Below are 23,453 nucleotides of genomic sequence, written 5' to 3' on the forward strand. Positions count from 1 at the left end.
AACGCGCGTCGTTTTACACCGTCACCGGCCAGCCGTCTTCCAGCAGATTGTGAATTTCAATCAGCCGCCCGCGCAAGCGCCGGACGAGCACGGCACGCATCAGCGGCATAAGCAGCTTCAGCAGGCCATCCACCTCAATGATCTGGTCTTGCACCAACAGGGTGCCACCCTCGTGCGGGTTGAACGTGTAGGTCAGCCAGCCGCTCATCCCCGCCCCCCAGAACTCCTCCTGCAGGCAGCGGTACGGCTCAAAGCGCGTTACCCGCGAGAAGATCTCGCCGCGCACCAGCGGAAGCATGCGCACCACCTCACGAAAGCGCGTGCCAATGCCCACCGCTCCGGGCGTGATCTTTTCCAACTCCAACACCGGCGATCCGCGCTGCCGCGGGAAAGCGTGTTTATCCCGCAGAAAAGCAAAAACTTCTTCCGGCGTGCGCCGGATGGGTATGGTGAGATTAAAGTGCATCAGGCTTCCCCTGGCCTAATCCCGGCCCAAACAGCCCACAGCAGCAGGTGAAAACGGGGAACAAAAATGAAAAGACTGCAATGAAGGGTTTTGCCAGGCAATGCGCTTCTCACCTGCCCTGGCCAATCCGCGCCCCAAAGGGCGGCGGGGTTAAGAGCATCATTCGCTCTTCAAAATATTATCCGCGTTCAACGTGAAGGCGGTTTCTACATCGCCAACCCGCACAACGTACTCTCCGGCCGGCAGGCCGTTGACCTCCAGCGCAACGCTCTCTTCAAACGGCGCCAGCTGCATGGTGCAGATCGCGTCTTTGGGGCGGCGGGTGATCACCTTCAACTCAAAGACGTTTTCGCGGCGTTCCTGCTCCACGCGCTCGATCTCGGTGCAGCCGTCTGACAGATAACCGCTCAACGCGGCATTGATCTGCACCGGAAAGGATTCGAGCGCCAGCAGATCGATCTTCTCCACGGTGGCGCCCTCGCCGTATTCCATTTCCGTCTGCTCGGATTTTGAACCCGCCAGCGGAGCGCAGGCTGCCAGCGCCAGCGCGGCCGCGATGATCATCAACATCCATTTGGGTTTCATGATTCGCACTCCTCTTTCATTATTCACACTTTTAAGACGAACTGCAAGCCCCAGCGGTTCCGCGGCGCGAATCGGAGTCCCAGGCTCTTCTTTCTTCACCCGTCCCTGCCGCGCGGGGAAGGGTCGCGCCAACGGCGCGGGGATGGGGCTTGCATGACTTACACTTCAAAGCAAACAACGGCCATTCGCGTTATGGAACCCCCACCCGTCCTCCCCCGGCAAGCCAGGGGAGGTGACTTCCACTCTTTTCACCCATCCCTGCAGCGCTGCATAGACCGGGAAGGAGTTTTACGAATCGCAAACCTTGCCGATTACTCCAGGAATCGTCGGCTTTCGCGCGGCGATTCCGTAATCCACCAATCATTCCCCCGCCCGAAACCCGCCGGTTTTGGAATGCGGCGCGGCCCAGCCGCGGGGATGGGGTTAAAATGCTTGACAAAAATTGTACCGATCGGTACAATATCCCTATGTCCAGCGAAAACCGTGACCGCATTCTCGATTGCGCCCTGCGCCTCTTTGCCGCGCGCGGCTACGCCGCCGTGGGCGTGCAGGAAATTGTGGACGAGGCTGCCATCACCAAACCGACCCTCTACCACTACTTTGGCAGCAAGCTCGGCCTGCTGGAAGCCCTGCTGCAAACCCACCTGGCCCAACGCGACGCCCTGCTTAACCCGGTGCTGGCCTATCGCGGCGATCTGATTCACAGCCTCAATCAGATCACCCTGGCGCTCTTCCGCTTCGCGCGCGCCAATCCAACCTTCTACCGCCTGTACCTGGCCTTATGGTTTGCCCCGCCCGCCAGCGAGGCCTTTCAGACTGCCAGCCCCTACCACCTGCGCCTGCACAGCGATTTCGAAACCCTCTTCGCCCAGGCCGCCAACGACCACGGCAACATGCGCGGGCGACAGCAGGCCTACGCCGCTTCCTTTTTGGGCCTTGTGCACACCTACATTGGCCTGGCGCTCAACGACTACGGCGAGCTGGACGACGCGCTGGCCTACCAGGTGGTGCACCAGTTCATGCACGGTATTTTCTCATAAGGGCATGTTTTTTTATCACAAAATTATACCGAACGGTATGTACATTCAAGGAGACACTCATGAACCACTGGAGTTACGACGCTGTTTTTTACCACATCTACCCCCTCGGCCTCACCGGCGCGCCGCCGCGCAACGACTTTGCCAGCCCATCCCAACCGCGCCTGGCCGCCCTGCATGGCTGGCTGGATCATCTGCAGGGTCTGGGGGTCAACGCTCTGTACCTCGGCCCGCTGTTTGAATCATCCACCCACGGCTACGACTCCGCCGACTATTTTCACGTTGACCGCCGCCTGGGCAGCGATGATACCCTGCGTAACCTGGTCAACGACTGTCACGCGCGCGGCATGCGCGTGATTCTGGATGGCGTCTTTAACCACACCGGCCGCGATTTCTGGGCCTTCCGCGACGTGCTGCACAACCGGGAAAACTCCCCCTACCGCGACTGGTTCGCCGGCTTGCGCTTTAACGGCAACAACCCCTACGGTGACGGCCTGCGCTACGACGACTGGCAGGGGCACGCCAGCCTGGTCAAGCTCAACCTCACCAATCCGCGCGTGGTGGATCACCTGCTCCAGGCAGTGGAAAGCTGGATCGAGCAGTTCGATATTGACGGCCTGCGCCTCGACGCCGCCGACTGCGTGGACCTGGGCTTCCAGCGCGCGCTGCGCGCCTTCACCAGCCAGCGCCGCCCAGACTTCTGGCTGATGGGCGAAGTAGTGCACGGCGATTACACCCGCTGGGCCAACCCGCAAACTCTGCACGCCGTTACCAACTACGAGTGTTACAAAGGCCTGTATTCCTCGCTCAACGACCAGAACTACTTCGAGATCGCCTGGTCGCTTAACCGCCAGTTCGGCGAGCAGGGTCTGTATGGCGGCCTGCCGCTCTACAACTTTGTGGACAATCACGACGTCAACCGCGCCGCCAGCGTGCTGAAGAACCCGGCGCACCTCTACCCGCTCTACCTGTTGCTGTTCACGATGCCGGGCGTGCCATCCATTTATTACGGCAGCGAGTGGGGTCTGAGCGGAGAAAAAACTCCCAGCAGCGACGCTGCCCTGCGCCCTGCCCTGCCCGCCCCCGGCGAAGCCGCACCGCCGCATCCACACCTGGCAAAGGCCATCTCGCGTCTGGCCAGCTTGCGCCATTCCTCGCCCGCCCTGCGCCGCGGTGATTACCAGCAGCTAGTGGTGCGGCACGAGCAGTTCGCCTTTTTGCGCTCATCGCCCGAAGAGAGCCTGGTGGTGGCGCTGAATGCCGCCCAAACCCCAGCGGAGATCGAAATCAACCTTCCTGCCCAGCCCAACGGCAGCCTGATCGATCTGCTCAACCCCGGCGAGCGCTTCCCGCTGCGGGGCGGCCGCGCCCAAATGCCGCTGCCCGCCGCCTGGGGGCGCGTGCTGCGCGTGGAAAGTTGAGCGTCGGGATTCGTGCCGCCCGGCCACCTCTGCTATAATGGCTGCATCTCATTCTGGAGGCGGGCATTGGAATTTACCTTTCACGAAATCGGCCATGTGGAAAACACCTGCAACGAGCTGGCTGAGCCGTCGGTTATTCGCGCGCTGCAATCGCGCATCATCATTCATCCTGCTCTGACCGAAGGGCTGAGCGGCTTCCAACCGGGTGACCGCCTGCTGGTGCTGTTCGTCTTCCATCTCATCGAAGACGGTTACGAGTTGATGCAGCACCCGCGAAAAGACCCCGCGCGCGCGCCGCAGGGCGTTTTTACCCTGTGCAGCCCGCGCCGCCCCAACCCCATCGGCGCCACGGTGGTAGACCTGTTGGAAATCAAAGGGAATGTTCTGCTGGTCGCCGGCCTGGACGCGGTCAACGGCACGCCCATTTTAGACATCAAACCCGCATTCAAAAGCTTATAAAAGCATAACAGCCCCGCGCGCGGGGCTGTTTTTTTGCTTGACAAATACCTTATACCAATTCGATTTTGACAGGAGTGGGGTTAACAATATTTTCCGAGATCGGGCAGCGGCTGTCAACCTCTTCCAGGAAAGCAATTTTCTCTTCATCGGTCATATCGGCATCCAGGTTGACTTTGACAACCACATGATGGAAACCGGCGCGGTCTTCTTTGGATTTACCCATTAATACGGCGGTGTTACATCCGCCTTCCACCGTTACCGACATATCGCGAATTTCGATCTGGCGCTGTTTGGCCACAATCTTGGCGATGGTGATGATACAGCCGCCCAGAGCAAAGAAGAAGTAATCCAGGGGAGTGGGGGCCGCGTTTTTGCCGCCCATGGTCTCAGGCTGATCAATGTATTGTTTGTGCGGGCCGGCGTTGAGTTCGATAAGGAAGTTTTCAACGCTTTTGGCTGAGATGGTAACAGTTTTGTTGATAGGCATGTACAGAGATCTCCTTGTCAATAGAAATATGGGTTCAAAAAAAATGCGTTTCAGGCTCATGTCTAAAACGCAAAATGAGTATAGCATAAATTTCTAACCTGTCATCTATTTTTATCCAACATTAATGATTACTAATCTGATAAAGAGCCAAATTATTGTTTGTTTTTCACAAAAATCAGGCCCGCCGGGCCGCCCTGGCTTTCAGCTCCGCGCGCTCGCTTTCGCTCAAAAAGGCCTGCTCCAGCGCGTTGCGCTGCGCCTGGTGAATTTGCTCTGCGCTCAAGCCGGCAGCCGGCGCGGCCACCTCGTACTCGTAGGCGATATTAATCCCGCTGATGCCGGGGTCGTCGGTGTTGATGGTGGCGGCCAGCCCGCGCTCTAAAAACTGGCGCAGCGGGTGACTGGCATAATCGGGCACGGTGCTGGTTTGCACGTTGCTGGTCAGGTTGCTTTCAATGCCAATGCCCCGCTTTGCCAGGGCGTCCATCAACGCCGGGTCTTCCACGGCGCGCACGGCGTGCCCCAGGCGCTCGGCGCCCAGGCGGTCAATCGCCGTCCACATGCTGTGCGGTCCCGCCGATTCGCCCGCGTGCACGGTGATATGCCACCCGGCGTCACGCGCGCGGCGGAAATGCTCTTCAAACCACTCGGCGGGGTAATTAGCCTCATCACCGGCCAGGTCCAGGGCGGTGATCTGTTCGCGCCGGGTCAGCAGCGCCTCCAATTCCTCGCGGCCTTTTTGCGGACCGTAGGTGCGGCTGATGATCCCGATCAGTTTGGCGTGCATGCCGCTGTCGCGCCGCGCGGCTGCCACACCGTCTGCCACCGCTTCCACCACGGCGGCCGGGTCCAGGTTGTGCGCCTCGGCCATAAAACACGGGCTGAAGCGCAGCTCCACATAATCCAGTCCCTCCGCCTGCGCGTCCAGCACGTTTTCATAGGCCACGCGGCGGCAGGCGTCCGCATCGGCCAGCACGCCCACCATCCACTCAAACTTGGAGAGAAAAGCCATCACGCCCGGCTGCGGCGCGGTTACCTGCACATACGGGCGCAGTTCCTCCACGCTCCAGGCCGGCAGCGGCAGGTGATGCTGCTCGCCCAGTTCCAGAATCGTTTGCAGACGCACGCTGCCATCCAAATGGCGGTGCAGATCCGCCAGCGGGTAAGAAAGGTCAATCATGCTCACAGGGCACCTCCTCAATACGGTAGATAAAAGGATTATGCCATTTCCGCCGCCAGCCAGCAAGCCGATGCAAATAAAAAACCGGGCATGCAAACCCGGTTTTGCCTGTATGATGAAACGCGGGTTAAAACCCCACAGTATAGAACACCAGCACATACATCAGCGTGGCCACCAGGCAGGCCAGCAGCATCACCGGCAGACCGCGCTTGCTCCACAGCGCCGGGGTGATGGGATTGCGCGTGCGCTCGGAAAGAGACGCCACCACCACATTGGCCGAAGCGCCAATGATGGTGCCGTTGCCGCCAAAGCCGGTGCCCAGCGCCAGCGCCCACCACAGCGGGGCAATATCAATCCCCGCCGCGCCCAACTGCTGAATGACCGGGATCATGGCAATCGTGATGGGAATGTTGTCCACCACCGCCGCGATGATCGCCGCCAGCCATAAAACCGCCACGCCCAGCAGCACCGGCGGCAGCCCTCGCGCGCTGGCCACCAGATTGGCCAGCAGGTGCATCACACCGGCCGCTTCCAGCCCGCCGACCATCACAAACAGAGCGGCAAAAAACACCAGAATGTCCCACTCCACGCGGTTCAGCGTCTTGCGAATATCCGGGCGCACCCAGGTGAGACCCAGCGCCGACGCGCTCAGCGCCACATACGAAGGGCTGACGTGAATTTTTTCTTCCATTAAAAACGCCAGCACTGCCAGCGCGATCACCACCAGGGCACGTTTGGCGGTTTTGGCGTCTTTCAACGCCTCGCGCGGATTCAACTGGTCCAGCACTTTTGGATCGCATAATTGAGCGGATTCAAAATCCTTTTGGAACATGCGCAGCAGCAGCCACAGCGCCGCGCCCCACACCACCACCACAATCGGTAAAGCGTGCAGCAGGAAATCAGTGAACGTCAACCCGGCCGCCGAGCCAATCAGAATGTTGGGCGGGTCACCCACCAGTGTGCCCACGCCGCCGGTGTTGGAAAGCAGCGCCAGCGCGATGAGAAACGGCGTGGATTCCAGGCCCAGTATCTCGCAGATCAGAATGGTTACCGGGGCGATCAGCACCACCGTGGTTACATTGTCGAGAAACATGGAAATCACCGTGGTGACCGTGCCCAGCAGCACCAGCAGGCGCGCCGGCCGCCCGCGCGAGAGCTTGCCCACTACCACCGCCAGGTACTGAAAAAAGCCGGTTGGCTCCAGCACCGCAACCAGGATCATCATCCCCATCAACAAGAACAGAGTCGGGAAGTCGATCATTTCCAGCGCCTGTTCTTCGTGGTAAAAGCCAAAAATCATGCCGGCGGTGACCATCAATACCGCCCCTGCCAGGGCCACAATCGTGCGATTCACTTTTTCAGAGAAAATCAAAGCCAGCGCAAAAACAAAAATACTCGAAGAAACCACAATGGCTGTCATCGTTTCACTTACCCAGTGTATTGCTCGGAGCGTTCAACCAGCTTTTCATCAAAGCCGTGCCAATATCCACATGCGAGGCCAGGCCGATCAATTTCCCCTCCAGGTTAACCACCGGCAGGTCCTTCAATCCGTTCTGGTTAAGAATGGCGGCCGCGTGCATCAGGCTGAAATTCTCTTCCGCGTAGACCGGTTCATCCATAATCTCGCGTACCTTACGGTTCAGGTCTTCCGGCAAGGGCATGCGCAGGTCAATCGCCCCAAAGCCGTGCACAAATTCAAAATGCTCCATAAAGTTAAGGAAGTTGGGCATTGCCAGGCTGAGCAGGTGGCGCAGTTTTACCACCCCCACCAACCTGCCAGCTTCATCCAAAACCGGCAGAGTGCCAACCTTATTTTCCACTACCAGCGAAATCGCCTCGCGCACCGGCGCGTCCTGGCTGATGCAAACCACTTTTCGTTTCATGCATTTTGAAACCGAATTCATTGCCGCCTCCTTAAGCCTGCTGGACTACCACCAAGCCCCCTGATTATATCCCCAAATGCGGCAAGTTGCCGGTTGGGCGCTTCAATGCTATAAATAAGGCAACCCACTTTGCTCCACCCCGAACAGCGCGATTCCGCGCTCCCCGCCCGCTGATTTGGGCGTCCATCACTTCAAAAGGAGAATCCGATGCCATCCCGATCCAAAAAAATCGGTCTGCCGCGCATGAAAGCGGAAGCCGGTGAAAAACGTGTGTTTTTGCCCGAATTTGTCAACAAACTGGTGGGTTTGGGCTTTGAGATGTTTATTGAAGAAGGGTACGGCTCGCGCAGCGGCTACACCTTCGACGATTACCAGCAGGGCAGCCCGATGGTGCACCGCGTGTCGCGCAAAGACGCCTTCGCGCAGCCCTGCGTCCTCATTCTGCGCTCTCCCAACCCCGAAGAGTTCGACCTGATCCCGGCCGGAACCTGCCTGATCTCCATGCTGCATTACCCCACGCGGGCCAACCGCGTGCAAATCTTGCGCCAAAAAGGCATTCAGGCCATCTCACTGGACAGCATTGTGGACGACTACAACCTGCGCCTGGTGGAAAACATGAAAGCCGTGGCCTGGAACGGTCTGGAAGCCGCCTTTGATGTGCTGGAAACACGCTTCAATGGCCTGGTCAAACCCGACGGCCATCCCTGGAAGAGCCTGATTCTGGGCACCGGCATGGTGGGCAAGCACGCCATCGACGCGGCGACAAAATTGGGCAACATTGAGCGCAACAATGAGCATATCGAGAACAACGGCCCCGGCGCGATTGCCTGGAGCGTGGGGCGCAACATCAGCCCCAAACCAGAGCAGATGCGCGAGCTCTTTTCGCAGGTGGATGTGCTGGTAGATGCCTCGCAGCGCCGCGACGCTTCACAGCCCGTGGTGCCCAACGAGTGGCTGGCCTGGCTGCCCGAGCACGCCGTGGTGGTTGATCTGTCGGTTGATCCCTACAAGCTGGATCAGGACCCGCCCGTGGTGCGCGGGATTGAGGGCATTCCCCAGGGCGACCTGAACCAGTACATCTTCCACCCTAACGACCCGCGCTGGTGCGACAAGATTCCCGCCTCCATTCCCACCGCGCAGCGCCGTTCCACAGTAACCTGCTATTCCTGGCCGGGCATTCACCCCGAGGCCTGCATGCGCCACTACGCCCAGCAGATTCTGCCGCTGATGGAAGTGCTGGCGCAGAAAAGCTGCTCCGACCTCTCGCCGTATGGCAGCTACTTCGAGCGCGCGCTGTACCGCGCCACGCTGAAGGCCTTTTTAGCGTCTCAGGAGAATTAATCGAGCTTCAACAGGCCGCGCTGCACGGCCGCCGTGACCGCCCCCGCGCGTGAATCCACACCCAGTTTGGTGTAGACATTGGTAAGATGGGCTTTGACGGTGCGCTCGGTGATATTGAGACGCAAGGCGATCTCTTTGCTGGTCGCGCCGCGCGCGGCCGCCGCCAGCACCTCCAGCTCGCGTTCCGTTAACCCGGCCTCTTCCGCCCCGGTGGAAGAGGCTTTTGGCTGCCCCGCGCCGGAATACGCCAACAGGCGCGCCATCAGGTCGGGGTCCAGCAGCAGATCGCCGCGCGCCGCGGCGCGAATGGTGGCGAAGAGCTTCTCGCGCCCGGTGTCTTTGAGCAGGTAGCCGCGCGCCCCGGCGCGTAATCCGCGGGAGATCAGATCATCTTCATTGTAGGTGGTCAGAATCACCACCGCAATGCGCGGCTGTTCGGCGTGCAGGCGCTCAATGGCAGTCAGACCGTCCATCACCGGCATGCGCAAATCCATCAGCACCACATCCGGCTGCAGCTCAGCGGCCATGCGCAGCGCCTGGGCTCCGTCGGCCGCTTCGCCCACACACTCGAAATCGGCTTCCGTTTCCAGAATCAGGCGCATGCCTTCACGCACAATCAGGTGATCGTCCGCGATTAAAATCCGGATCGGCTGGTTCATGCGTCCTCCGCGGACAGCGGAAATTGCGCCGCCAGGCGGGTGCCCTGACCCGGCTGGCTGAAGACCTCCAGGCTGCCGCCCGCCAGGCGCGCCCGCTCGCGCATCCCCACCAGGCCGTAATGGCCGCTGCTTCCTTCCACCGCCAGCGTATCGAATCCCTCACCATCGTCGCCTATTTCCAGGCTCAGGCGGGTTTCAGTGGTCTCCAGGCGCACCCAGGCGTTTTTGGCGCGGGCATGGCGGGCGATGTTGGCCAGTCCCTCGCCGACAATGCGCGGCAGGTGCTCGCGCGCCGCTTGCGGCAGGCTGGGTGGCAGGTCGAGCGAGACCTCGCAATGAATGCCGGTGGCCACGCAGAAGCGGTTGATCTCATCCCGCAGCGCCGCTTCCAGGTTGGGTCCGCCGGGCAGATCGCTGCGCAAGGCATCAATCACCTGCCGGGCTTCGGCCAGGGTGGTGCGCGCGCGCTCCATCGCCTGGCGGATGATGGCCTGCGCCCGCTCCAGATTCTGATGGCCCAGGTGCGAATCGGCGGCCTCGAGCTGCAGGGTCAGCCCCACCAGTCCCTGCGCCAGGGTATCGTGCAGCTCGCGCGCCATGCGCTGGCGCTCGGCCGCCAGCGTTAACGTCTCAATTTGCTCAGCGTACTCCTTCAACTGCTGGTTGGCTTTGGCAAGCTCAGCCGCCAGCGCCTGGGCTTCTTCGCGCAGTTCGCTCTGGCGCACATACAGCAGCACATAGACCACCACAAACAGGGTCATCGGCCCGGCCAGAATCAACCAGCCGCGCGCGGCGTCCCAACCGCCTTTAACCCAGATACTGATCGAGGAGAGGGCCAGAAAAATGACCAACCCCACCACGGTCACACGGCTGCGGCGAAAAATACCCACCGTCTCGCCCACCAACGCCAGAAACAATCCCTGCCCCAGGCTGGGAACGGGCGGGATAAGCGACAGGGTAAACGCCAGCACACCCTGCAGCGCCAGATAGGTGAACGCCTGTTTTTGAATATAAATGACCCACGGGCTGAGCCAATGCAGCAGCAAATGCAGCGCGAACAGCAGGCTGAATACCGCAAACAGGCCGGGGCGGCGCAGCATCTGCGGGTTTTGCGCCAGGGTCATTCCAAATAAACCCAGCAGCACCACCGTCAGCAGCCAGAAGAAAGGCCGCACGGTGCGCACTTCGGGGTCATCCAGGCTCAATAGGGTTCGCAACCAGTTCTGTTTGGGCATATTGTTTTCTCACGCGGTCAGGGGTCTCATCCTTGATTATACAATGCCCTATTCTTCCGTAGGGTGGCGTGAAGGGCGGACAATTTACTTTGCGTCAAACCTTTTTTGTCGCCGCCCGCAACCCACCATTGGCTTTGGTTGGTGGGATTCGGTCGGGTGGTTACGCAAGTTTACCTTTGTATGGGTTTTCCCGCCCTGCTTCTACCCTACCGTGGATTGGGTTCTTTGGTAGGGTGGCGTGGAGGGCGGCCCATTCACTTTGCGCCAAAATCATTTTGACGCCGCCCGCAACCCACCATTGGCTTTGGTTGGTGGGATTCGGGCGGGTGGGCACGCCGGTTTACCATTGAACAGACTGACCCGCCCTGCTCCCACCTTACCGCGGATTGGGTTCTTTGGTAGGGTGGCGTGGAGGGCGGCCCATTCACTTTGCGCCAAAATCATTTTGACGCCGCCCGCAACCCACCATTGGCTTTGGTTGGTGGGATTCGGGCGGGTGGGCACGCCGGTTTACCATTGAACAGACTGACCCGCCCTGCTCCCACCTTACCGCGGATTGGGTTCTTTGGTAGGGTGGTGTGGAGGGCGGACGACCATCTACACACCACCCGTACAATGTCCAAAGGTACAATACGCGCCTGCCCCTCCGCCCGATGCGCGCCCGCCCCCCGCCGCCTATACTCAACATAGATCAAAAAATAACTTGCGCGGGAGAAAAATGCCATGAATAAAGACGAATCGATTAAAAAAATTGTTACCCTGGTGCTCAAAGCCGTGGGGTTGGCCATGCCGGTAGCGGTGATCGTACTCAACGCCTTAAAGGTGATGGACATTGAATCGCAGGTGCCGCTGCTGGCGATTGGCCTGTTCTGCCTGGCGCTGGCGATGATGCAGTCGGAGGAATAAGATGGACACCTCATTCGCAATTGAAACAACGGGATTAAAAAAGAGCTTTGGCAGCCTGGAAGCCGTAAGCGGGTTGGACCTGCGTGTGGCCAGGGGTGAAATCTTCAGCCTTTTAGGTCCCAACGGTGCGGGCAAAAGCACCAGCATCTCGATGATCTGCGGCCTGCTGCAACCCAGCGCCGGGCGGGTGAGTGTGTGCGGCTTTGACCTGAGCCGCGACCCCAAAGCCGCCAAAGCCGCCCTGGGCGTGGTGCCGCAAGACATCGCCCTCTACCCCGACCTGAGCGCGCGTGAAAACCTGCTCTTCTGGGGGCGCATGTACGGCCTGGGCGGCAATCTGCTGCGCCAGCGCGTGGATGAAACCCTGGAGATGATCGGCCTGCGCGAACGCCAGAACGGGCGCATTGGCTCCTTCTCCGGCGGTATGAAGCGCCGTGTCAACATCGGCGTGGCCTTGCTGCACCGCCCGCAGGTGGTGATCATGGACGAGCCTACCGTGGGCATTGATCCGCAGAGCCGCCGCCACATCCTCGACAACGTCAAAGAACTCAACCGCCAGGGTATGACGGTGCTGTACACCACTCACTACATGGAAGAAGCACAAGAACTTTCGGACCACATCGCCATTATGGATCACGGGCAGATGATCGCCAGCGGCACGCACAGCGAGCTGCTGCGTCTGGTGGGTGAGCACACCCGCGTAGACCTGACCGTCACCGCCGACCCGGCCGCTCTGGCCGAAGCCTGGCGGAACATTGAGGGCGTGGCGCAGGTGATCCCCAATCATCAGGTGGTGCGCCTGATGGTGACCGACAGCAACCGCGTGCTGCCGCGCGTGTTTGAATCCGCCGCTTCGCTGGGCGCGCGCGTGCAGGCCGTGGATATTCAGGAAGCCAACCTGGAAAGCGTTTTTCTACACCTCACCGGCCGCGCCCTGCGCGATAGCGAGTCTTAAGGAGTTACCCATGGCTCAGATCCTGGCAATCGCTTATAAAGATTTTCTGCGCTCCACCCGCAGCTTCTTCGCCCTGGGGATGATGGTCGCCGCTCCGCTGCTCATCACCGGGCTGATCGCCCTGGCGTTTGGCGGCCTGGCCGCTTCTGGCAGCGGCGACATGACCGCCCTGCGCGTGCTGGTGCTCAACGCCGACCAACCCGCCGAGGGACAGATGGACATCGGCGCGATGGTGCTGCCCTTCCTGCAAGATGAAAAAATGCCCGCCTGGCTGCAAGCCGAAGCCGCCGCAGACGAAACCGCCGCCCGCCAGGCGCTGGATGAAGGCCAGGCCGGCGCGCTGGTGCTGATCCCGGCCAATTTTTCAGACAGCATCGCCGCCGGGCAGCCCGCCCAAATTACCATTCTGCAAGACCCCACCCTCACCATTGGCCCGGCAGTATTGGAAAACCTGCTGCACATCTTCACCGACGGCATTTCCGGCGCGCAGGTAGGCCTGACGGTCATTACAGACCAGCTTGCCAGCGCCGGGGCGCAGGTCGATGGCAGCATCACCCAGACCGCCTTGCTGGCCTACACCGATTGGTTCAAAGCCTTGCAGCAGAATCTCAATCACAGCGCCGAGCCGCAGTTACAAATCGTTTCCCCGCTGGGCGTGGAAAAAGACAATGCCGCCAATACCTTCCAGCAGGTCATCGCCCAGACGATGGCCGGCATGTTGATCTTCTTCACCTTCTTCACCGGCGCGTCTTCCGCGGAACTGCTGCTCAAAGAGCAGGAAGAAGGCACCCTGGCGCGCCTCTTTACCACCCCCGGCGGCCGCGACGCCATTCTGGCGGGCAAGCTGCTTTCCGGCCTGCTGACCATCCTGGCCCAATGCGCGGTGCTGATGGCCGCCTCAAGCCTGCTGTTTGGGGTGAAGTGGGGCAGCCCGGCCAGTGTGCTGCTGGCGGTGCTGGCTACCGCGCTGGCGGCCACCGGCTTTGGCCTGCTGCTGCTCTCTGGCGTGCGTTCCATGCGCCAGGCCGGCCCGGTGATCGGTGGGGTAATCAGCGCCACAGGCATGCTGGGCGGCCTGATGACCACCGCCGTGCCTATGCCCGGCCTTTTCACCCAATTGAATCTGCTGGTGCCGCAGGGCTGGGCGCTGCGTGCCTGGAAGCTCACCCTGCAGGGCGCAAGTTTTGCTGATGTTTTATTCCCCGCGCTGGTGCTGGCGCTGATCGGCGCGGCCTGTTACGCCGCCGGTTCGTTCATCTTTCGCAAGCGTTTCGCGTAAGTCGAGGTTTATCATGCGTATTCTTTATCTGGCACTCAAAGACCTGGCGCAAATTCTGCGCGATAAAAAATCCCTGCTGTTTCTGGTCGCCATGCCCATCATCTTTACCGTCTTTATGGGCTTTGCCTACGGACAGGGCAACCAGCCGCAAGACCCGCGCCTGGCGCTGGCCGTGCTCAACCTGGACGCGGACGGTGTGGCAGCCGGCGAGTTGGTGGCAGACCTGCAGCGCTCGACCGTGGTGCGCGTGGAGCCTGTTGACGCGGCGCTGAGCGAAAGCGATCTGCAAGAACAGGTCGGGCGTAACCAATTCGCCGCCGCCCTGATCATTCCGCAGGGCTTCAGCGCCGCCGCGCTGAACGGCGGGCGGCCGCAGGCGCGCCTGGTGGCGGATACCAGCAGCGCCGATGGACAGAACGCCTCGCAGGCCGTGCAGGCCGCCTTCATCCGCGCCCTCAGCTCAGCCGAGATCGCCCGCCTGACCCTGGACGCCGCGCAAAGCGCCGGGCTGCCGGCCGGCCAATTCGACTCGGACGGTCTGGTGCACGCCGCCGAAACTGCCTGGCAAACTCCCGCGCTCAAGGTCGAGCGAGTTGCCCCGCCTGCCGCGCAGGAAAGCCAGTCCAACCCCTATACCCAGACCTCGCCGGGCATGCTGGTGCAGTTCGCCGTGTTTGGGCTGATCACCTCGGCCAATGTGCTGGTGCTGGAGCGCCAGAGCGGCGCACTGCAGCGCCTGCAAACCACCAGCGCGTCGGGCGCGCAGATCATTGCCGGGCACCTGCTGGCCATGTTCGTGGTGGTGTTCTTGCAGCAAGCCATTCTGGTGCTGTTCGGCCAGTTCGCCTTCGGGGTGAAGTATCTCGCCCAACCAGCCGCCCTGCTGCTGGTGATGGTCTGCGTGGCGCTGTGGGCCGCCGCCCTGGGCATGCTCATCGGCGTGCTGGCGCGCGGTGAAGAGCAGGTGATCCTCTACGCCATGGCGGCCATGTTCCTGCTTTCCGCGCTGGGTGGGGCCTGGTTCCACCTCGAAGCCACCGGCGGGCTGTTTGCCCGCATCGGCGGCCTGCTGCCCAGCGCTCAGGCCATGACCGCCTTCCAGAATCTTATCGTCCGCGGATTGGGCTTCTCCAGCGTGCTCGTCCCTGCCGCGGTGATGTTGGCCTACGCTGGCGGTTTCTTCGGCCTGGCCTTGCTGCGCTTGCGCCGCTCTTAGAAAACGTTTCAGGTAGGGTGGGAGGCCACCCGCAGGGTGGTGCAGGGGCATGAGAATGTTGGTAATTCGACAAGTTTGCCGCCCCGGAACCCACCATCCATCGTGTTTGGGTTTACCGGCGGGTTTCGGGCGGGTTCAAGATGGTTTTACCTCAAAGGCAGCCGATCCTCCCTCTACCCGCCCTACAAGAACGGTCCGTTCTTCGGTAGGGGCGGATGGCCATCCGCCCGAAAATCACGGGCGCAACACCCAAAATAGGGGCGCAAGGCCTTGAACTGAACTGCGCCCCTACATAAGAATGGCGGTCTGGTTCTTCCGTAGGGTGCGGCGCTGCACCTGCGCCTATCCACTACCGGCGGGTTTCGGGCGGGAACAAAATGGTTTTGACGCAAAGCAGCTCGCCCGCCCTTTACCCGCCCTACAAGAGAGACCCGCTTTCCATCATTTTGGGGAGGGCTTGGGGATTTCGATTTCGACAGGGTCGAATCCAACCGCCAAGATCGGTTAAAATAGAACCATCAATCTGAATACCTGATGGTTAAAACGGCCATGATGAAAACCCCAATCTATCAAGTGGATGCTTTCACCAGCCAGCCCTTCAGCGGAAACCCCGCCGCGGTCTGCCTGCTCACCTCTCAACGCTCCGACGAGTGGATGCTTAACACTGCCCGCGAGATGAACCTCTCTGAAACCGCTTTCCTTCTGCCCGAAGGCGACGGCTACCGCCTGCGTTGGTTCACCCCCGCTCTCGAAGTGGACTTGTGCGGTCACGCCACCCTGGCCAGCGCCCACATCTTGTGGGAGACGGGTAAGCTGCCCCCCGAAGAACCGGCGCGCTTCTACACGCGCAGCGGGCTGCTCACCGCGCGCAAGGTGGCCAACCGCGTCGAGCTGGACTTTCCCGCCCGCCCCATGCAGCCCGCCGAACTGCCCGACGGCCTGGCCGCCGCCCTGGGCATCCCCGCGCCGCGCGCCGCCGCCTGGCACGCGCAGGGCGAGAACTTCCTCATCGAGCTGGACAGCGAAGCGCCGGTGCGTGCCGCCCAGCCCAATTTCGACCAGCTCAAGGCCTACCCCATTCACGGCGTCATTCTCACCAGCGAGGCCACCCAATCCACCCGCTATGATTTTGTCTCGCGCTTCTTCGCCCCGCGCTGGGGCGTGAACGAAGACCCGGTAACCGGCTCGGCGCACTGCTACCTGGCCCCATACTGGTCTGAGCGCATGGGCAAAACTGTCTTTTCTGCTTACCAGGCCTCAGCGCGCGGCGGTGAGCTGCGCGTGCGCCTGGATGGTGAGCGCGTGTTCATCAGCGGTGAAGCGGTTACCGTGCTCAGCGGCAGCCTGCACTTCTAACCTTCCCCGGGACTGGCGCGGGATTATGCTATAATCCGATTCGACTGCCTTCACGACAAGAGGAGCGTATGCAATATCTCATCACTGGCGCAGCCGGTTTTCTGGGCTCCGCGTTGTCCAACCAACTGGTGCAAGACGGCCACGCCGTGCGCGGTCTGGATGACCTTTCCACCGGCGACCCCACCGCCCTGCTGCCCGAAGTGCGCTTCACCCGCGGCGATATCAATGACCGACCCAAGCTGTGGACCCTGCTGCAAGACGTGGACTGCGTTTATCACCTGGCGGCGCGCGTGCTGGTGCAGGAATCGGTGCTTTACCCGCGCGAGTACAACCAGGTCAACGTGGGCGGAACCGTCACCCTGATGGAAGCCATGCGCGATGTGGGTGTGCGCCGCGTGGTCTTTATCTCCTCCGGCGCCATCTACGGCAACCAGAGCGTGCAGCCCGTGCGCGAGAAGTTCGCCCCCCGCCCGCATTCGCCCTACGCCGTCTCCAAGCTGGCCGCCGAATACTATGTGCGCACCATCGGCGAGCTGTGGGGTATGGAAACCGTCTGCCTGCGCGTTTTTAACGCCTACGGTCCCGGCCAGCAGATGCCGCCGGTTTACACCCCTGTCATCCCCAACTTTTTACGCCAGGCGTTAATGAATGGCACCCTGGTCATCCACGGCGACGGCAAGCAAACCCGCGACTACGCTTACATTGACGACGTAGTGCGCGCCATGGTAGCCGCCTCCACCGCCCCCGATATTCATCACGACATCATCAACGTCGGCAGCGGGGTAGAGACCAGCGTTTTAGACCTGGCCAACCTGGTGTGCGAGGTAACCGGCAAGCAGCCCGAGATCGTGATTAACCCCCGCAACGCGGGCGGGCCGGGGCGTTTATGCGCCGATTTAAGCCTGGCACGCGAAAAACTGGGCTTTGAGCCGCGTCTCAGCCTCACAGCCGGCCTGCAGCTCACCCTCGAAAAAGACGCGCGCCTCAGCCAGTCTGGCTAAGCCGCCCCAAATCCGGCTTTTCTTCACCCTTATGTCTTCCACCGACTTGCTCGACCAATCTTTTTATGACCGCCACGCCGTTACCGTGGCACGCGACCTGCTCGGCCGCCGCCTGGTGCGCCGCCTGAACGGCCAGCGTGTTTCCGGCTATATCATCGAATGCGAAGCCTATTACGGCGAAGAAGACCTGGCCTGCCACGCGCGCGCCGGGCGCACCCCGCGCACCGCTGTCATGTACGGGCAGCCGGGGCGCGCCTATGTGTACTTCACCTACGGCATGCACTGGCTGCTCAACTGCGTTACCGGCGCGGAGGGCCTGGCCGCTGCCGTGCTGCTGCGTGCCATCTGGCCGCAGGAGGGGCTGGAGCAAATCGCCGCGCGCCGACCCGGTGTGGCCCGCGCGCGCTGGTGCGACGGTCCTGCTAAATTGTGCCGCGCCCTGCAGATTGACGGCCAGCAAAACGGCGCCAGCCTGCTCTCGGCGGGCGGTGAGCTGTGGATTGAGCACGGCCTGCCCCTGCCCGACGAATGGGTGCAAACCAGCCCGCGCATCGGCATTCAGAGCACGCCCGAACCCTGGCGCAGCATCCCCTGGCGCTTTGTGGCCACGCCCCCACCTAACTTCTGGCCAGCCGCCTGAAGCACCCCTTTTCCAATTCCTTTGCAAAATCGGTCCCTCTCTGGTATAACGAACATACACCATGCGCTTTTCGCAGGAGGAATAAATGTTCAAACGCAGCACCACCCAACAACCCGCCGTCACCCAGCCCATCGAGCGCGTTACCTCGGTGCTGGGGCCAGGCATTAACTGGAAAGGCAACCTGCGCGGCAGCGGCGGCGTGCGCATTGAAGGCGCGTTTGAAGGCGAGATCGGCATTCGCGGGCTGATTGTAGTCGGCGAAACCGGGCGCGTTACCTGCGAAAAGCTGCAAGCCAACACCGTCATCGTCGCCGGGGCCGTGCGCGGCAGCATTCTGGCCGAAAAGCTGGAAATTCGCAGCACCGGCCGGGTGTGGGGCGACGTAACCACCGTGGCCTTCGCTACCGAAGAGGGCGCCTTCCTGCGCGGGCAGGTTACCATGGAAGAAACCGTCAGCTTCGACTTTACCGAAGAAGCCGCCCCCAAACTCACCCCCGACGAAGAATCCGGCCCTTCCGCCAGTCAGCCCGCCGCGTAATCGGCGCGGCTTCCTTTTTTTTTCACCCCTTGAAAACCAACCCTATGACCCATAACAACTCCCCCAAAATTACCATGTCCGCCCCCGACCTGACCGACGCCGAGCGCCAGGCGGTGTGGGAAGTGATCAACACCCCCATGCTCAGCATCGGGCCAAGAATTCAGGCCTTTGAAGAGAGCTTCCGCCGCTACACCGGCTGCCAGCACGCCATCGGCGTCAATTCCGGCACCTCTGGCCTGCACCTGTGCGTGCGCGCCGCCGGGGTTGGTATGGGCGACCGCGTGATCACCAGCCCGTTCTCCTTTGTCTCTTCCACCAACGTGCTGCTCTTCGAGAACGCCGTGCCCGTCTTTGTGGACGTGGACGAGCGCACCGGCAATCTCGACCCGGTTCTGACTGCCCAGGCCGCCGCGGACCTGGCCGAAGGCGGCGCTGCCGCCCAACGCTGGCTGCCGCGCCGCGGCGCGGAGCAGAGCGGCGCGCTGAAAGCCCTGCTGGCGGTGGACGTGTTCGGCCAGCCCGCCGATTACGACCTTCTCAGCCCCATCGCCCGCCAGCATAACCTCAAGCTGATCGAAGATTCGTGCGAGGCGTTGGGCGCGCAGTACAAAAACCGCATGGCCGGCATGCTGGGCGATTACGGCGTTTTCGCTTTTTACCCCAACAAGCAAATCACCACCGGCGAAGGCGGCATGATCGTTACCAACGACAGCGCCGCCGCCGAGCTGATGACCGCCTTGCGCAACCAGGGGCGCGCCCCCGGCGACACCTGGCTCTCGCACACCTATCTGGGTTATAACTACCGCATGGACGAAATGAGCGCCGCCCTGGGCACGGCTCAGATGGCGCGCATTGAAGAACTGCTCGTCTCGCGCCAGCGCGTGGCCGACCTGTACAACCAGCACCTTGCCGGTCTGCCTGGTATCGAGATTCCCTACCTGGCCCCCGAAACCACACGGGTTAGCTGGTTTGTGTATGTGATCCGTGTGGCGCGCGGCGTCGACCGCGAAGCCCTGGCTGCCCGCCTGGCGCAGCGTGGCATCCCCGTGCGGCCGTACTTCCTGCCCATTCACCTGCAGCCGTACATGGTTGAGCGTTTTGGCTACCGCGAGGGCGACTTCCCCATCACCGAAGACCTGGGCCGCCGCGGGCTGGCTTTGCCCTTCTCTGGCAAAATGGACGAAGAGCAGGTCGCCTACGTTTGCCAGGGCCTGCGCGAGCTGCTCTAACCTGCCGCCATGCCCCAAGCCACTGTTTTCCACCCCGCCCGGCGCACCGGCCTTCTGATCAACATCCCGGCTGCCGTTTTGCTGCTGGGCGGAAGCGCAGCGTTCATCTGGCTCTCGGCCCAGCAGCAGGTAGGCTCCAGCTTTTTACTGCTGCTCCTGCTGGCTCTGGCCTTGTTGGCGCCCCTGCCGCTTGTGGCTTACCGCATCTACGCCCTGCTGCAATCAGGCTACACCCTCGACCGCGAAAGCCTCACCCTGCGCTGGGGACTGCGCTCGCAGGTCATCCCTATTTACGACGTGGAATGGATTCGCCCGGCCGATGAGCTGGGCTTTCATTTACCCCTGCCCCGGCTGGGCTGGCCGGGGGCTTACCTGGGCGCCCGCTCAGTGGAAGGCCTGGGCCTGGTGGAATTTATGGCCGCTGAGACAGACGGCATGCTGCTGGTGGCCACCCCCGAGCGCATATACGTCATCTCGCCCACCCAGCCCCGCGACTTTATCAACACCTTTTTGCGCTCCGCCGAAATGGGCAGCCTCAGCCGTGTGGCGGCTGTCTCCTCGCGCCCGGCCGCCTTTCTGCAAGAAGTGTGGAGCGACCATCTGGCGCGCGGCATGCTGCTGGCCGGTGTAGGCCTCACCCTGGCGCTCTTCATCCTCGTTACCCTGCTGATCCCTTCGCGCGCGCAGATCTCGCTGGGCTTTTTGCCCAACGGCGCGCCCGTGGAACCCGGCCCATCAGAACGCCTGCTGCTGCTGCCCGTGCTGGCCGGCCTGGTTACCGCCGCCGACGTGGCCCTGGGGCTGTATTTTTACCGCCATGAAGATCAACGCCTGGCCGGTTACTTCATCTGGTCGGCTTCCGGCCTCACCGCCCTGCTGCTCATCATCGCCACCTTCTTTCTCATCCGCTGAGCTGTTCCCCTTAATTACGATTGAAAGGAAACCAGATTATGCCCAAAGGCACACACAATTCCACCTTGCCCGGTTGTGGATTTCACCACATTTCCATCCAAACCGTCGATTTTGACGCCGCGCTGCGCTTCTACCGCGACACGCTCGGCATGCGCGAGCACCAGCCATTTGAGGTTGGCGGCCGGCGATTTGTGCTCCTCGACTGCGGTGACGGCAGCTTTGTGGAACTGCAAGAGCCGGAAGGCGGCACGCCCATCCCATCTGAGACGGTTCCCCTGGCGCATTTCGCCTTGGCTGCCGCCGACACGCGCGCCGCGGTTGAGATGGTGCGCCAGGCGGGCTGCCCCATCACCATGGAGCCCAAGCAAGTGAACCTGGGCGGCAAGCTGCAGGCCGTGGTGGCTTTCTTCACCGGCCCCAACGGCGAATCGGTGGAGCTGTTTCAAGAGCTGTAAACCCCGCCAAGTTGTATAAGGATGCCCCGCGCGGGCAGCCTGAAATGATTAAAATTGAGATAAAATTAGTCATATAATCATTGCCGCGATCCTGCCTCAGCGCCGCGCGCAAGGGAGAAAGCGCCTATGCAGTTGTTCATCGGATTCACCGCCGCCGTCCTGATCTCTTTGCTGGCCTGGAAAACGCAAAATCTTTCCACCAGCGGCGCGCTGGCCGCCACCATTCTGGGAACCATTGTGTTTGGTTTGGGCGGCCTGCCTTGGGCCGTGCTGCTGCTGGGGTTCTTTATCACCTCCAGCGCGCTTTCCAAACTATTGGGACGCCGCAAAGCCGCGCTCGACGCCTCCTTCTCCAAGGGGTCGCGCCGCGACTGGGCCCAGGTTCTGGCCAACGGCGGCCTTTCGGGGTTGTTTGTGCTTCTCCACCTGCTGCAGCCGCAGGCCACCTGGCCGTGGTTGGGCTTTGCCGGGACCCTGGCGGCGGCCAACGCCGATACCTGGGCCACCGAACTGGGCGTGCTCAGCCGCGCGCAGCCCTACCTCATCACCAGCCTGCGCCCGGTGGAGCGCGGCACCGCCGGGGCGATTACCCTGCCCGGCACGCTGGCCGCCTTGGCCGGCGGGCTGCTGATCGGCGCGCTGGCCGTGCTGGTGGGGCCGATGGCGTCCTCATCGCTGGCCGTGGTCGCACTGATCGGACTGGCGGGGTTGTTGGGCAGTCTGATCGACTCGCTTCTGGCAGCCAGCCTGCAGGCCATGTACGTCTGCCCGGCCTGCGGCAAAGAAACCGAGCGCCACCCACTGCACAGCTGCGGCGCGCCCACCCAGTTCAAGCGCGGCTGGCCCTGGCTCAATAATGACTGGGTCAATTCGCTATGCACGCTGGCTGGCGGCGCGGCGGCCCTGCTGGGCGGACTGGTTTTGATCTGACCAATTGTGTATAAGGAGTGTACCTATGTCTCAATTTAATTTTCAGGCGGAAGCCTTTGCCAATGGCGAAATGATTCCCGTTCAGCTCACCTGTGATGGCAAGAACGTTTCGCCGCGGCTCAAATGGCAGGGCGTACCCGCCGGCGCTAAAAGCCTGGCGTTGATCATGGAAGACCCCGATAGCCCGATGGGCGTGTTCGTGCACTGGTCTTTATATAACATTGAACCAACCCTCACCGCCTTGCCCGAAGCCCTGGAAAAGCTCACGCATCTGCCAGGCATCGGCACCCAGGGATTGAATGACTTCGACGCCGTGGGCTACGACGGCCCTTGCCCGTCTTGTGGGTCTTCGCATCACTACACCTTCGACCTTTATGCCCTCGACCTGCCCCCGCAGCTTCCCGCCGCCCTTCCCGGCGCTGACCTGAAGAAAGCCATCCAGGGGCATATCATCGCCAGCGCGCACTACACCGGCGAATACGCCCGCTGCGGAGAAGCTTAAACAACACCTTAAAGAAAAATGCCCGTTTTTCACGGGCATTTCGTTTATCTCTGCATTTCCGGCACTATTCATTCAGCGGACCAAAGTGACGCTCTATGGCTTTTTCCCGCGGATCGTTGGGCACCATCACCAGCAGAAGGCGTGCCGGAACGTTCTCTTCGTTCTTCCAGCAGTGCGGCAGGTGCGCCTCAAACATCAAGCTGTCGTTCTCTTCCAGCACATAGATCTGCCCATCCACCCGGTAATGCACCCGCCCCGACAGGCAAAAAACGATCTCATGCCCGTTGTGCACAATATTCCTCTCTCCACATTGTGACTCCGGCGGAAGCGTGACCAACAGCGCCTGAACATTTCCGGAATATTTCCCCAGGCTCAGGTCTTCAATCGTTGTGTCTTGAAGTTGGGCTTGTTCGCGCTTCTGGTTGCTGGAACAGATTACCGCTTGTTTTTCCGCATCCATCTCAAAAAACGCGGTAATGGGCACTTCCAGCGCCATCGCAACTTGCTGCAAGGTGCTTACACTGGGGGATGTTTTTCCGTTCTCAATCAGGCTCAGTGTATTAATCGCCAGGCCGCTCATTTCGGCCAGATGGCGGATGGAATAACCCCGCCAGGAGCGCAGCTGGTATAACTTTTCACCCACGTTGACCGCTGAACCAGAGGCGAAACCAATGGCCGGGTTCAACGCTCCTTGCGGGGGTTCCGATATCACAAGCTTGCGTTTTCTTGGCATACATTCTCCACGGGTGATCTATTTAACCAAAATTATAGTAGCGATTGG

General features: G+C 61.3%; 26 protein-coding genes. 17 read left to right on the top strand and 9 right to left on the bottom strand.

What is annotated here, in order from left to right:
- Positions 1-13 precede the first annotated feature (13 nt).
- Both ADN00_RS10675 and ADN00_RS10680 read right to left on the bottom strand, forming a co-directional pair.
- Positions 14-466, bottom strand: a complete 453-nt coding sequence (locus tag ADN00_RS10675; RefSeq protein WP_075062964.1) for an SRPBCC family protein — start codon at positions 464-466, stop codon at positions 14-16.
- A gap of 159 nt (positions 467-625) precedes the next feature.
- A complete protein-coding gene (locus ADN00_RS10680; protein WP_075062965.1) occupies positions 626-1,051 on the bottom strand; it encodes a hypothetical protein in 426 nt (141 codons plus the stop codon).
- Positions 1,052-1,518: 467 nt separating this feature from the next.
- On the opposite strand from ADN00_RS10680, the gene ADN00_RS10685 reads away from it, so the two are divergent.
- The 3 genes from ADN00_RS10685 (at position 1,519) to ADN00_RS10695 (ending at position 3,968) form a co-directional block, all read left to right on the top strand.
- A complete protein-coding gene (locus ADN00_RS10685; protein WP_075063044.1) occupies positions 1,519-2,091 on the top strand; it encodes a TetR/AcrR family transcriptional regulator in 573 nt (190 codons plus the stop codon).
- A gap of 59 nt (positions 2,092-2,150) precedes the next feature.
- Positions 2,151-3,509 carry an alpha-amylase family glycosyl hydrolase gene (locus tag ADN00_RS10690; protein WP_075062966.1) on the top strand — a complete coding sequence of 453 codons (1,359 nt, stop codon included), beginning with the start codon at positions 2,151-2,153 and terminating at the stop codon, positions 3,507-3,509.
- A 66-nt stretch (positions 3,510-3,575) separates the two neighbouring features.
- On the top strand, positions 3,576-3,968 hold the full coding sequence (locus ADN00_RS10695) for an SAM-dependent methyltransferase (protein ID WP_082390061.1): 393 nt from the start codon (positions 3,576-3,578) through the stop codon (positions 3,966-3,968).
- A 49-nt stretch (positions 3,969-4,017) separates the two neighbouring features.
- Here ADN00_RS10695 and ADN00_RS10700 read toward each other — a convergent pair whose 3' ends face one another.
- The 4 genes from ADN00_RS10700 to ADN00_RS10715 all read right to left on the bottom strand — a co-directional run bounded on the left by ADN00_RS10700 (position 4,018) and on the right by ADN00_RS10715 (position 7,539).
- Entirely contained in the window at positions 4,018-4,455 is a 438-nt protein-coding gene (locus ADN00_RS10700) for an OsmC family protein (RefSeq protein ID WP_075062967.1), read from the bottom strand.
- Positions 4,456-4,630: 175 nt separating this feature from the next.
- Positions 4,631-5,635: an adenosine deaminase gene (add, locus tag ADN00_RS10705; RefSeq protein ID WP_075062968.1), complete on the bottom strand. Its 1,005-nt coding sequence runs from the start codon at positions 5,633-5,635 to the stop codon at positions 4,631-4,633.
- Between the two features lie 127 nt (positions 5,636-5,762).
- Positions 5,763-7,055 (bottom strand): ArsB/NhaD family transporter, encoded by a 1,293-nt coding sequence (locus ADN00_RS10710; protein ID WP_075062969.1) that lies wholly within the window; start codon positions 7,053-7,055, stop codon positions 5,763-5,765.
- A 4-nt stretch (positions 7,056-7,059) separates the two neighbouring features.
- Positions 7,060-7,539, bottom strand: a complete 480-nt coding sequence (locus tag ADN00_RS10715; RefSeq protein ID WP_075062970.1) for a CBS domain-containing protein — start codon at positions 7,537-7,539, stop codon at positions 7,060-7,062.
- A gap of 186 nt (positions 7,540-7,725) precedes the next feature.
- On the opposite strand from ADN00_RS10715, the gene ADN00_RS10720 reads away from it, so the two are divergent.
- On the top strand, positions 7,726-8,859 hold the full coding sequence (locus ADN00_RS10720) for a Rossmann-fold NAD(P)-binding domain-containing protein (protein WP_075062971.1): 1,134 nt from the start codon (positions 7,726-7,728) through the stop codon (positions 8,857-8,859).
- Here ADN00_RS10720 and ADN00_RS10725 read toward each other — a convergent pair.
- A complete protein-coding gene (locus tag ADN00_RS10725; protein WP_075062972.1) occupies positions 8,856-9,518 on the bottom strand; it encodes a response regulator in 663 nt (220 codons plus the stop codon). The genes ADN00_RS10720 and ADN00_RS10725 overlap by 4 nt on opposite strands.
- Entirely contained in the window at positions 9,515-10,753 is a 1,239-nt protein-coding gene (locus tag ADN00_RS10730; protein ID WP_075062973.1) for a sensor histidine kinase, read from the bottom strand. The genes ADN00_RS10725 and ADN00_RS10730 overlap by 4 nt, the downstream gene beginning before the upstream one ends.
- Before the next feature lie 723 nt (positions 10,754-11,476).
- Between ADN00_RS10730 and ADN00_RS10735 the strand changes: the two genes are divergently transcribed.
- The 13 genes from ADN00_RS10735 to ADN00_RS10795 all read left to right on the top strand — a co-directional run bounded on the left by ADN00_RS10735 (position 11,477) and on the right by ADN00_RS10795 (position 22,672).
- Positions 11,477-11,659: a hypothetical protein gene (locus ADN00_RS10735; RefSeq protein ID WP_075062974.1), complete on the top strand. Its 183-nt coding sequence runs from the start codon at positions 11,477-11,479 to the stop codon at positions 11,657-11,659.
- A gap of 1 nt (position 11,660) precedes the next feature.
- Entirely contained in the window at positions 11,661-12,614 is a 954-nt protein-coding gene (locus ADN00_RS10740; RefSeq protein ID WP_075062975.1) for an ABC transporter ATP-binding protein, read from the top strand.
- A 10-nt stretch (positions 12,615-12,624) separates the two neighbouring features.
- Positions 12,625-13,893: an ABC transporter permease gene (locus ADN00_RS10745; RefSeq protein ID WP_075062976.1), complete on the top strand. Its 1,269-nt coding sequence runs from the start codon at positions 12,625-12,627 to the stop codon at positions 13,891-13,893.
- Between the two features lie 13 nt (positions 13,894-13,906).
- Entirely contained in the window at positions 13,907-15,109 is a 1,203-nt protein-coding gene (locus ADN00_RS10750) for an ABC transporter permease (RefSeq protein ID WP_075062977.1), read from the top strand.
- Between the two features lie 552 nt (positions 15,110-15,661).
- Positions 15,662-16,465: a PhzF family phenazine biosynthesis protein gene (locus ADN00_RS10755; RefSeq protein ID WP_075063046.1), complete on the top strand. Its 804-nt coding sequence runs from the start codon at positions 15,662-15,664 to the stop codon at positions 16,463-16,465.
- A 68-nt stretch (positions 16,466-16,533) separates the two neighbouring features.
- On the top strand, positions 16,534-17,466 hold the full coding sequence (locus tag ADN00_RS10760; RefSeq protein WP_075062978.1) for an NAD-dependent epimerase/dehydratase family protein: 933 nt from the start codon (positions 16,534-16,536) through the stop codon (positions 17,464-17,466).
- A 31-nt stretch (positions 17,467-17,497) separates the two neighbouring features.
- Positions 17,498-18,106: a DNA-3-methyladenine glycosylase gene (locus ADN00_RS10765; protein WP_075062979.1), complete on the top strand. Its 609-nt coding sequence runs from the start codon at positions 17,498-17,500 to the stop codon at positions 18,104-18,106.
- Positions 18,107-18,191: 85 nt separating this feature from the next.
- Positions 18,192-18,644 carry a bactofilin family protein gene (locus ADN00_RS10770; RefSeq protein WP_075062980.1) on the top strand — a complete coding sequence of 151 codons (453 nt, stop codon included), beginning with the start codon at positions 18,192-18,194 and terminating at the stop codon, positions 18,642-18,644.
- Positions 18,645-18,688: 44 nt separating this feature from the next.
- Positions 18,689-19,873 (top strand): DegT/DnrJ/EryC1/StrS family aminotransferase, encoded by a 1,185-nt coding sequence (locus ADN00_RS10775; protein ID WP_075062981.1) that lies wholly within the window; start codon positions 18,689-18,691, stop codon positions 19,871-19,873.
- A gap of 9 nt (positions 19,874-19,882) precedes the next feature.
- Positions 19,883-20,785, top strand: coding sequence for a PH domain-containing protein (locus tag ADN00_RS10780; protein WP_075062982.1), 903 nt, complete (start codon positions 19,883-19,885; stop codon positions 20,783-20,785).
- Between the two features lie 38 nt (positions 20,786-20,823).
- Positions 20,824-21,240 (top strand): VOC family protein, encoded by a 417-nt coding sequence (locus tag ADN00_RS10785; RefSeq protein ID WP_075062983.1) that lies wholly within the window; start codon positions 20,824-20,826, stop codon positions 21,238-21,240.
- Between the two features lie 126 nt (positions 21,241-21,366).
- Positions 21,367-22,170, top strand: coding sequence for a DUF92 domain-containing protein (locus ADN00_RS10790; protein WP_075062984.1), 804 nt, complete (start codon positions 21,367-21,369; stop codon positions 22,168-22,170).
- 25 nt (positions 22,171-22,195) lie between these two features.
- On the top strand, positions 22,196-22,672 hold the full coding sequence (locus ADN00_RS10795; protein WP_075062985.1) for a YbhB/YbcL family Raf kinase inhibitor-like protein: 477 nt from the start codon (positions 22,196-22,198) through the stop codon (positions 22,670-22,672).
- A gap of 64 nt (positions 22,673-22,736) precedes the next feature.
- Here the strand turns inward: ADN00_RS10795 and ADN00_RS10800 are convergent, their stop codons facing one another.
- Positions 22,737-23,405, bottom strand: coding sequence for a helix-turn-helix domain-containing protein (locus ADN00_RS10800; RefSeq protein WP_082390063.1), 669 nt, complete (start codon positions 23,403-23,405; stop codon positions 22,737-22,739).
- Between the last annotated feature and the right edge of the window lie 48 nt (positions 23,406-23,453).

Origin of the sequence: Ornatilinea apprima (assembly GCF_001306115.1) — a bacterium.
Taxonomy (GTDB): Bacteria; Chloroflexota; Anaerolineae; order Anaerolineales; family Anaerolineaceae; genus Ornatilinea; species Ornatilinea apprima.

What these genes read in the sequence shown, in the direction of transcription:
- ADN00_RS10795 (WP_075062985.1), top strand. Translation starts at nt 22,196, where the DNA reads ATGTCTCAATTTAATTTTCAGGCGGAAGCCTTTGCCAATGGCGAAATG.
- ADN00_RS10735 (WP_075062974.1), top strand. Translation starts at nt 11,477, where the DNA reads ATGAATAAAGACGAATCGATTAAAAAAATTGTTACCCTGGTGCTCAAA.
- ADN00_RS10750 (WP_075062977.1), top strand. Translation starts at nt 13,907, where the DNA reads ATGCGTATTCTTTATCTGGCACTCAAAGACCTGGCGCAAATTCTGCGC.
- ADN00_RS10790 (WP_075062984.1), top strand. Translation starts at nt 21,367, where the DNA reads ATGCAGTTGTTCATCGGATTCACCGCCGCCGTCCTGATCTCTTTGCTG.
- ADN00_RS10800 (WP_082390063.1), bottom strand. Translation starts at nt 23,405, where the DNA reads ATGCCAAGAAAACGCAAGCTTGTGATATCGGAACCCCCGCAAGGAGCG.
- ADN00_RS10720 (WP_075062971.1), top strand. Translation starts at nt 7,726, where the DNA reads ATGCCATCCCGATCCAAAAAAATCGGTCTGCCGCGCATGAAAGCGGAA.
- ADN00_RS10710 (WP_075062969.1), bottom strand. Translation starts at nt 7,055, where the DNA reads ATGACAGCCATTGTGGTTTCTTCGAGTATTTTTGTTTTTGCGCTGGCT.
- ADN00_RS10775 (WP_075062981.1), top strand. Translation starts at nt 18,689, where the DNA reads ATGACCCATAACAACTCCCCCAAAATTACCATGTCCGCCCCCGACCTG.
- ADN00_RS10675 (WP_075062964.1), bottom strand. Translation starts at nt 466, where the DNA reads ATGCACTTTAATCTCACCATACCCATCCGGCGCACGCCGGAAGAAGTT.
- ADN00_RS10680 (WP_075062965.1), bottom strand. Translation starts at nt 1,051, where the DNA reads ATGAAACCCAAATGGATGTTGATGATCATCGCGGCCGCGCTGGCGCTG.
- ADN00_RS10700 (WP_075062967.1), bottom strand. Translation starts at nt 4,455, where the DNA reads ATGCCTATCAACAAAACTGTTACCATCTCAGCCAAAAGCGTTGAAAAC.
- ADN00_RS10690 (WP_075062966.1), top strand. Translation starts at nt 2,151, where the DNA reads ATGAACCACTGGAGTTACGACGCTGTTTTTTACCACATCTACCCCCTC.
- ADN00_RS10740 (WP_075062975.1), top strand. Translation starts at nt 11,661, where the DNA reads ATGGACACCTCATTCGCAATTGAAACAACGGGATTAAAAAAGAGCTTT.
- ADN00_RS10725 (WP_075062972.1), bottom strand. Translation starts at nt 9,518, where the DNA reads ATGAACCAGCCGATCCGGATTTTAATCGCGGACGATCACCTGATTGTG.
- ADN00_RS10765 (WP_075062979.1), top strand. Translation starts at nt 17,498, where the DNA reads ATGTCTTCCACCGACTTGCTCGACCAATCTTTTTATGACCGCCACGCC.
- ADN00_RS10745 (WP_075062976.1), top strand. Translation starts at nt 12,625, where the DNA reads ATGGCTCAGATCCTGGCAATCGCTTATAAAGATTTTCTGCGCTCCACC.
- ADN00_RS10755 (WP_075063046.1), top strand. Translation starts at nt 15,662, where the DNA reads ATGAAAACCCCAATCTATCAAGTGGATGCTTTCACCAGCCAGCCCTTC.
- ADN00_RS10780 (WP_075062982.1), top strand. Translation starts at nt 19,883, where the DNA reads ATGCCCCAAGCCACTGTTTTCCACCCCGCCCGGCGCACCGGCCTTCTG.
- ADN00_RS10785 (WP_075062983.1), top strand. Translation starts at nt 20,824, where the DNA reads ATGCCCAAAGGCACACACAATTCCACCTTGCCCGGTTGTGGATTTCAC.
- ADN00_RS10770 (WP_075062980.1), top strand. Translation starts at nt 18,192, where the DNA reads ATGTTCAAACGCAGCACCACCCAACAACCCGCCGTCACCCAGCCCATC.
- ADN00_RS10730 (WP_075062973.1), bottom strand. Translation starts at nt 10,753, where the DNA reads ATGCCCAAACAGAACTGGTTGCGAACCCTATTGAGCCTGGATGACCCC.
- add (WP_075062968.1), bottom strand. Translation starts at nt 5,635, where the DNA reads ATGATTGACCTTTCTTACCCGCTGGCGGATCTGCACCGCCATTTGGAT.
- ADN00_RS10715 (WP_075062970.1), bottom strand. Translation starts at nt 7,539, where the DNA reads ATGAATTCGGTTTCAAAATGCATGAAACGAAAAGTGGTTTGCATCAGC.
- ADN00_RS10760 (WP_075062978.1), top strand. Translation starts at nt 16,534, where the DNA reads ATGCAATATCTCATCACTGGCGCAGCCGGTTTTCTGGGCTCCGCGTTG.
- ADN00_RS10685 (WP_075063044.1), top strand. Translation starts at nt 1,519, where the DNA reads ATGTCCAGCGAAAACCGTGACCGCATTCTCGATTGCGCCCTGCGCCTC.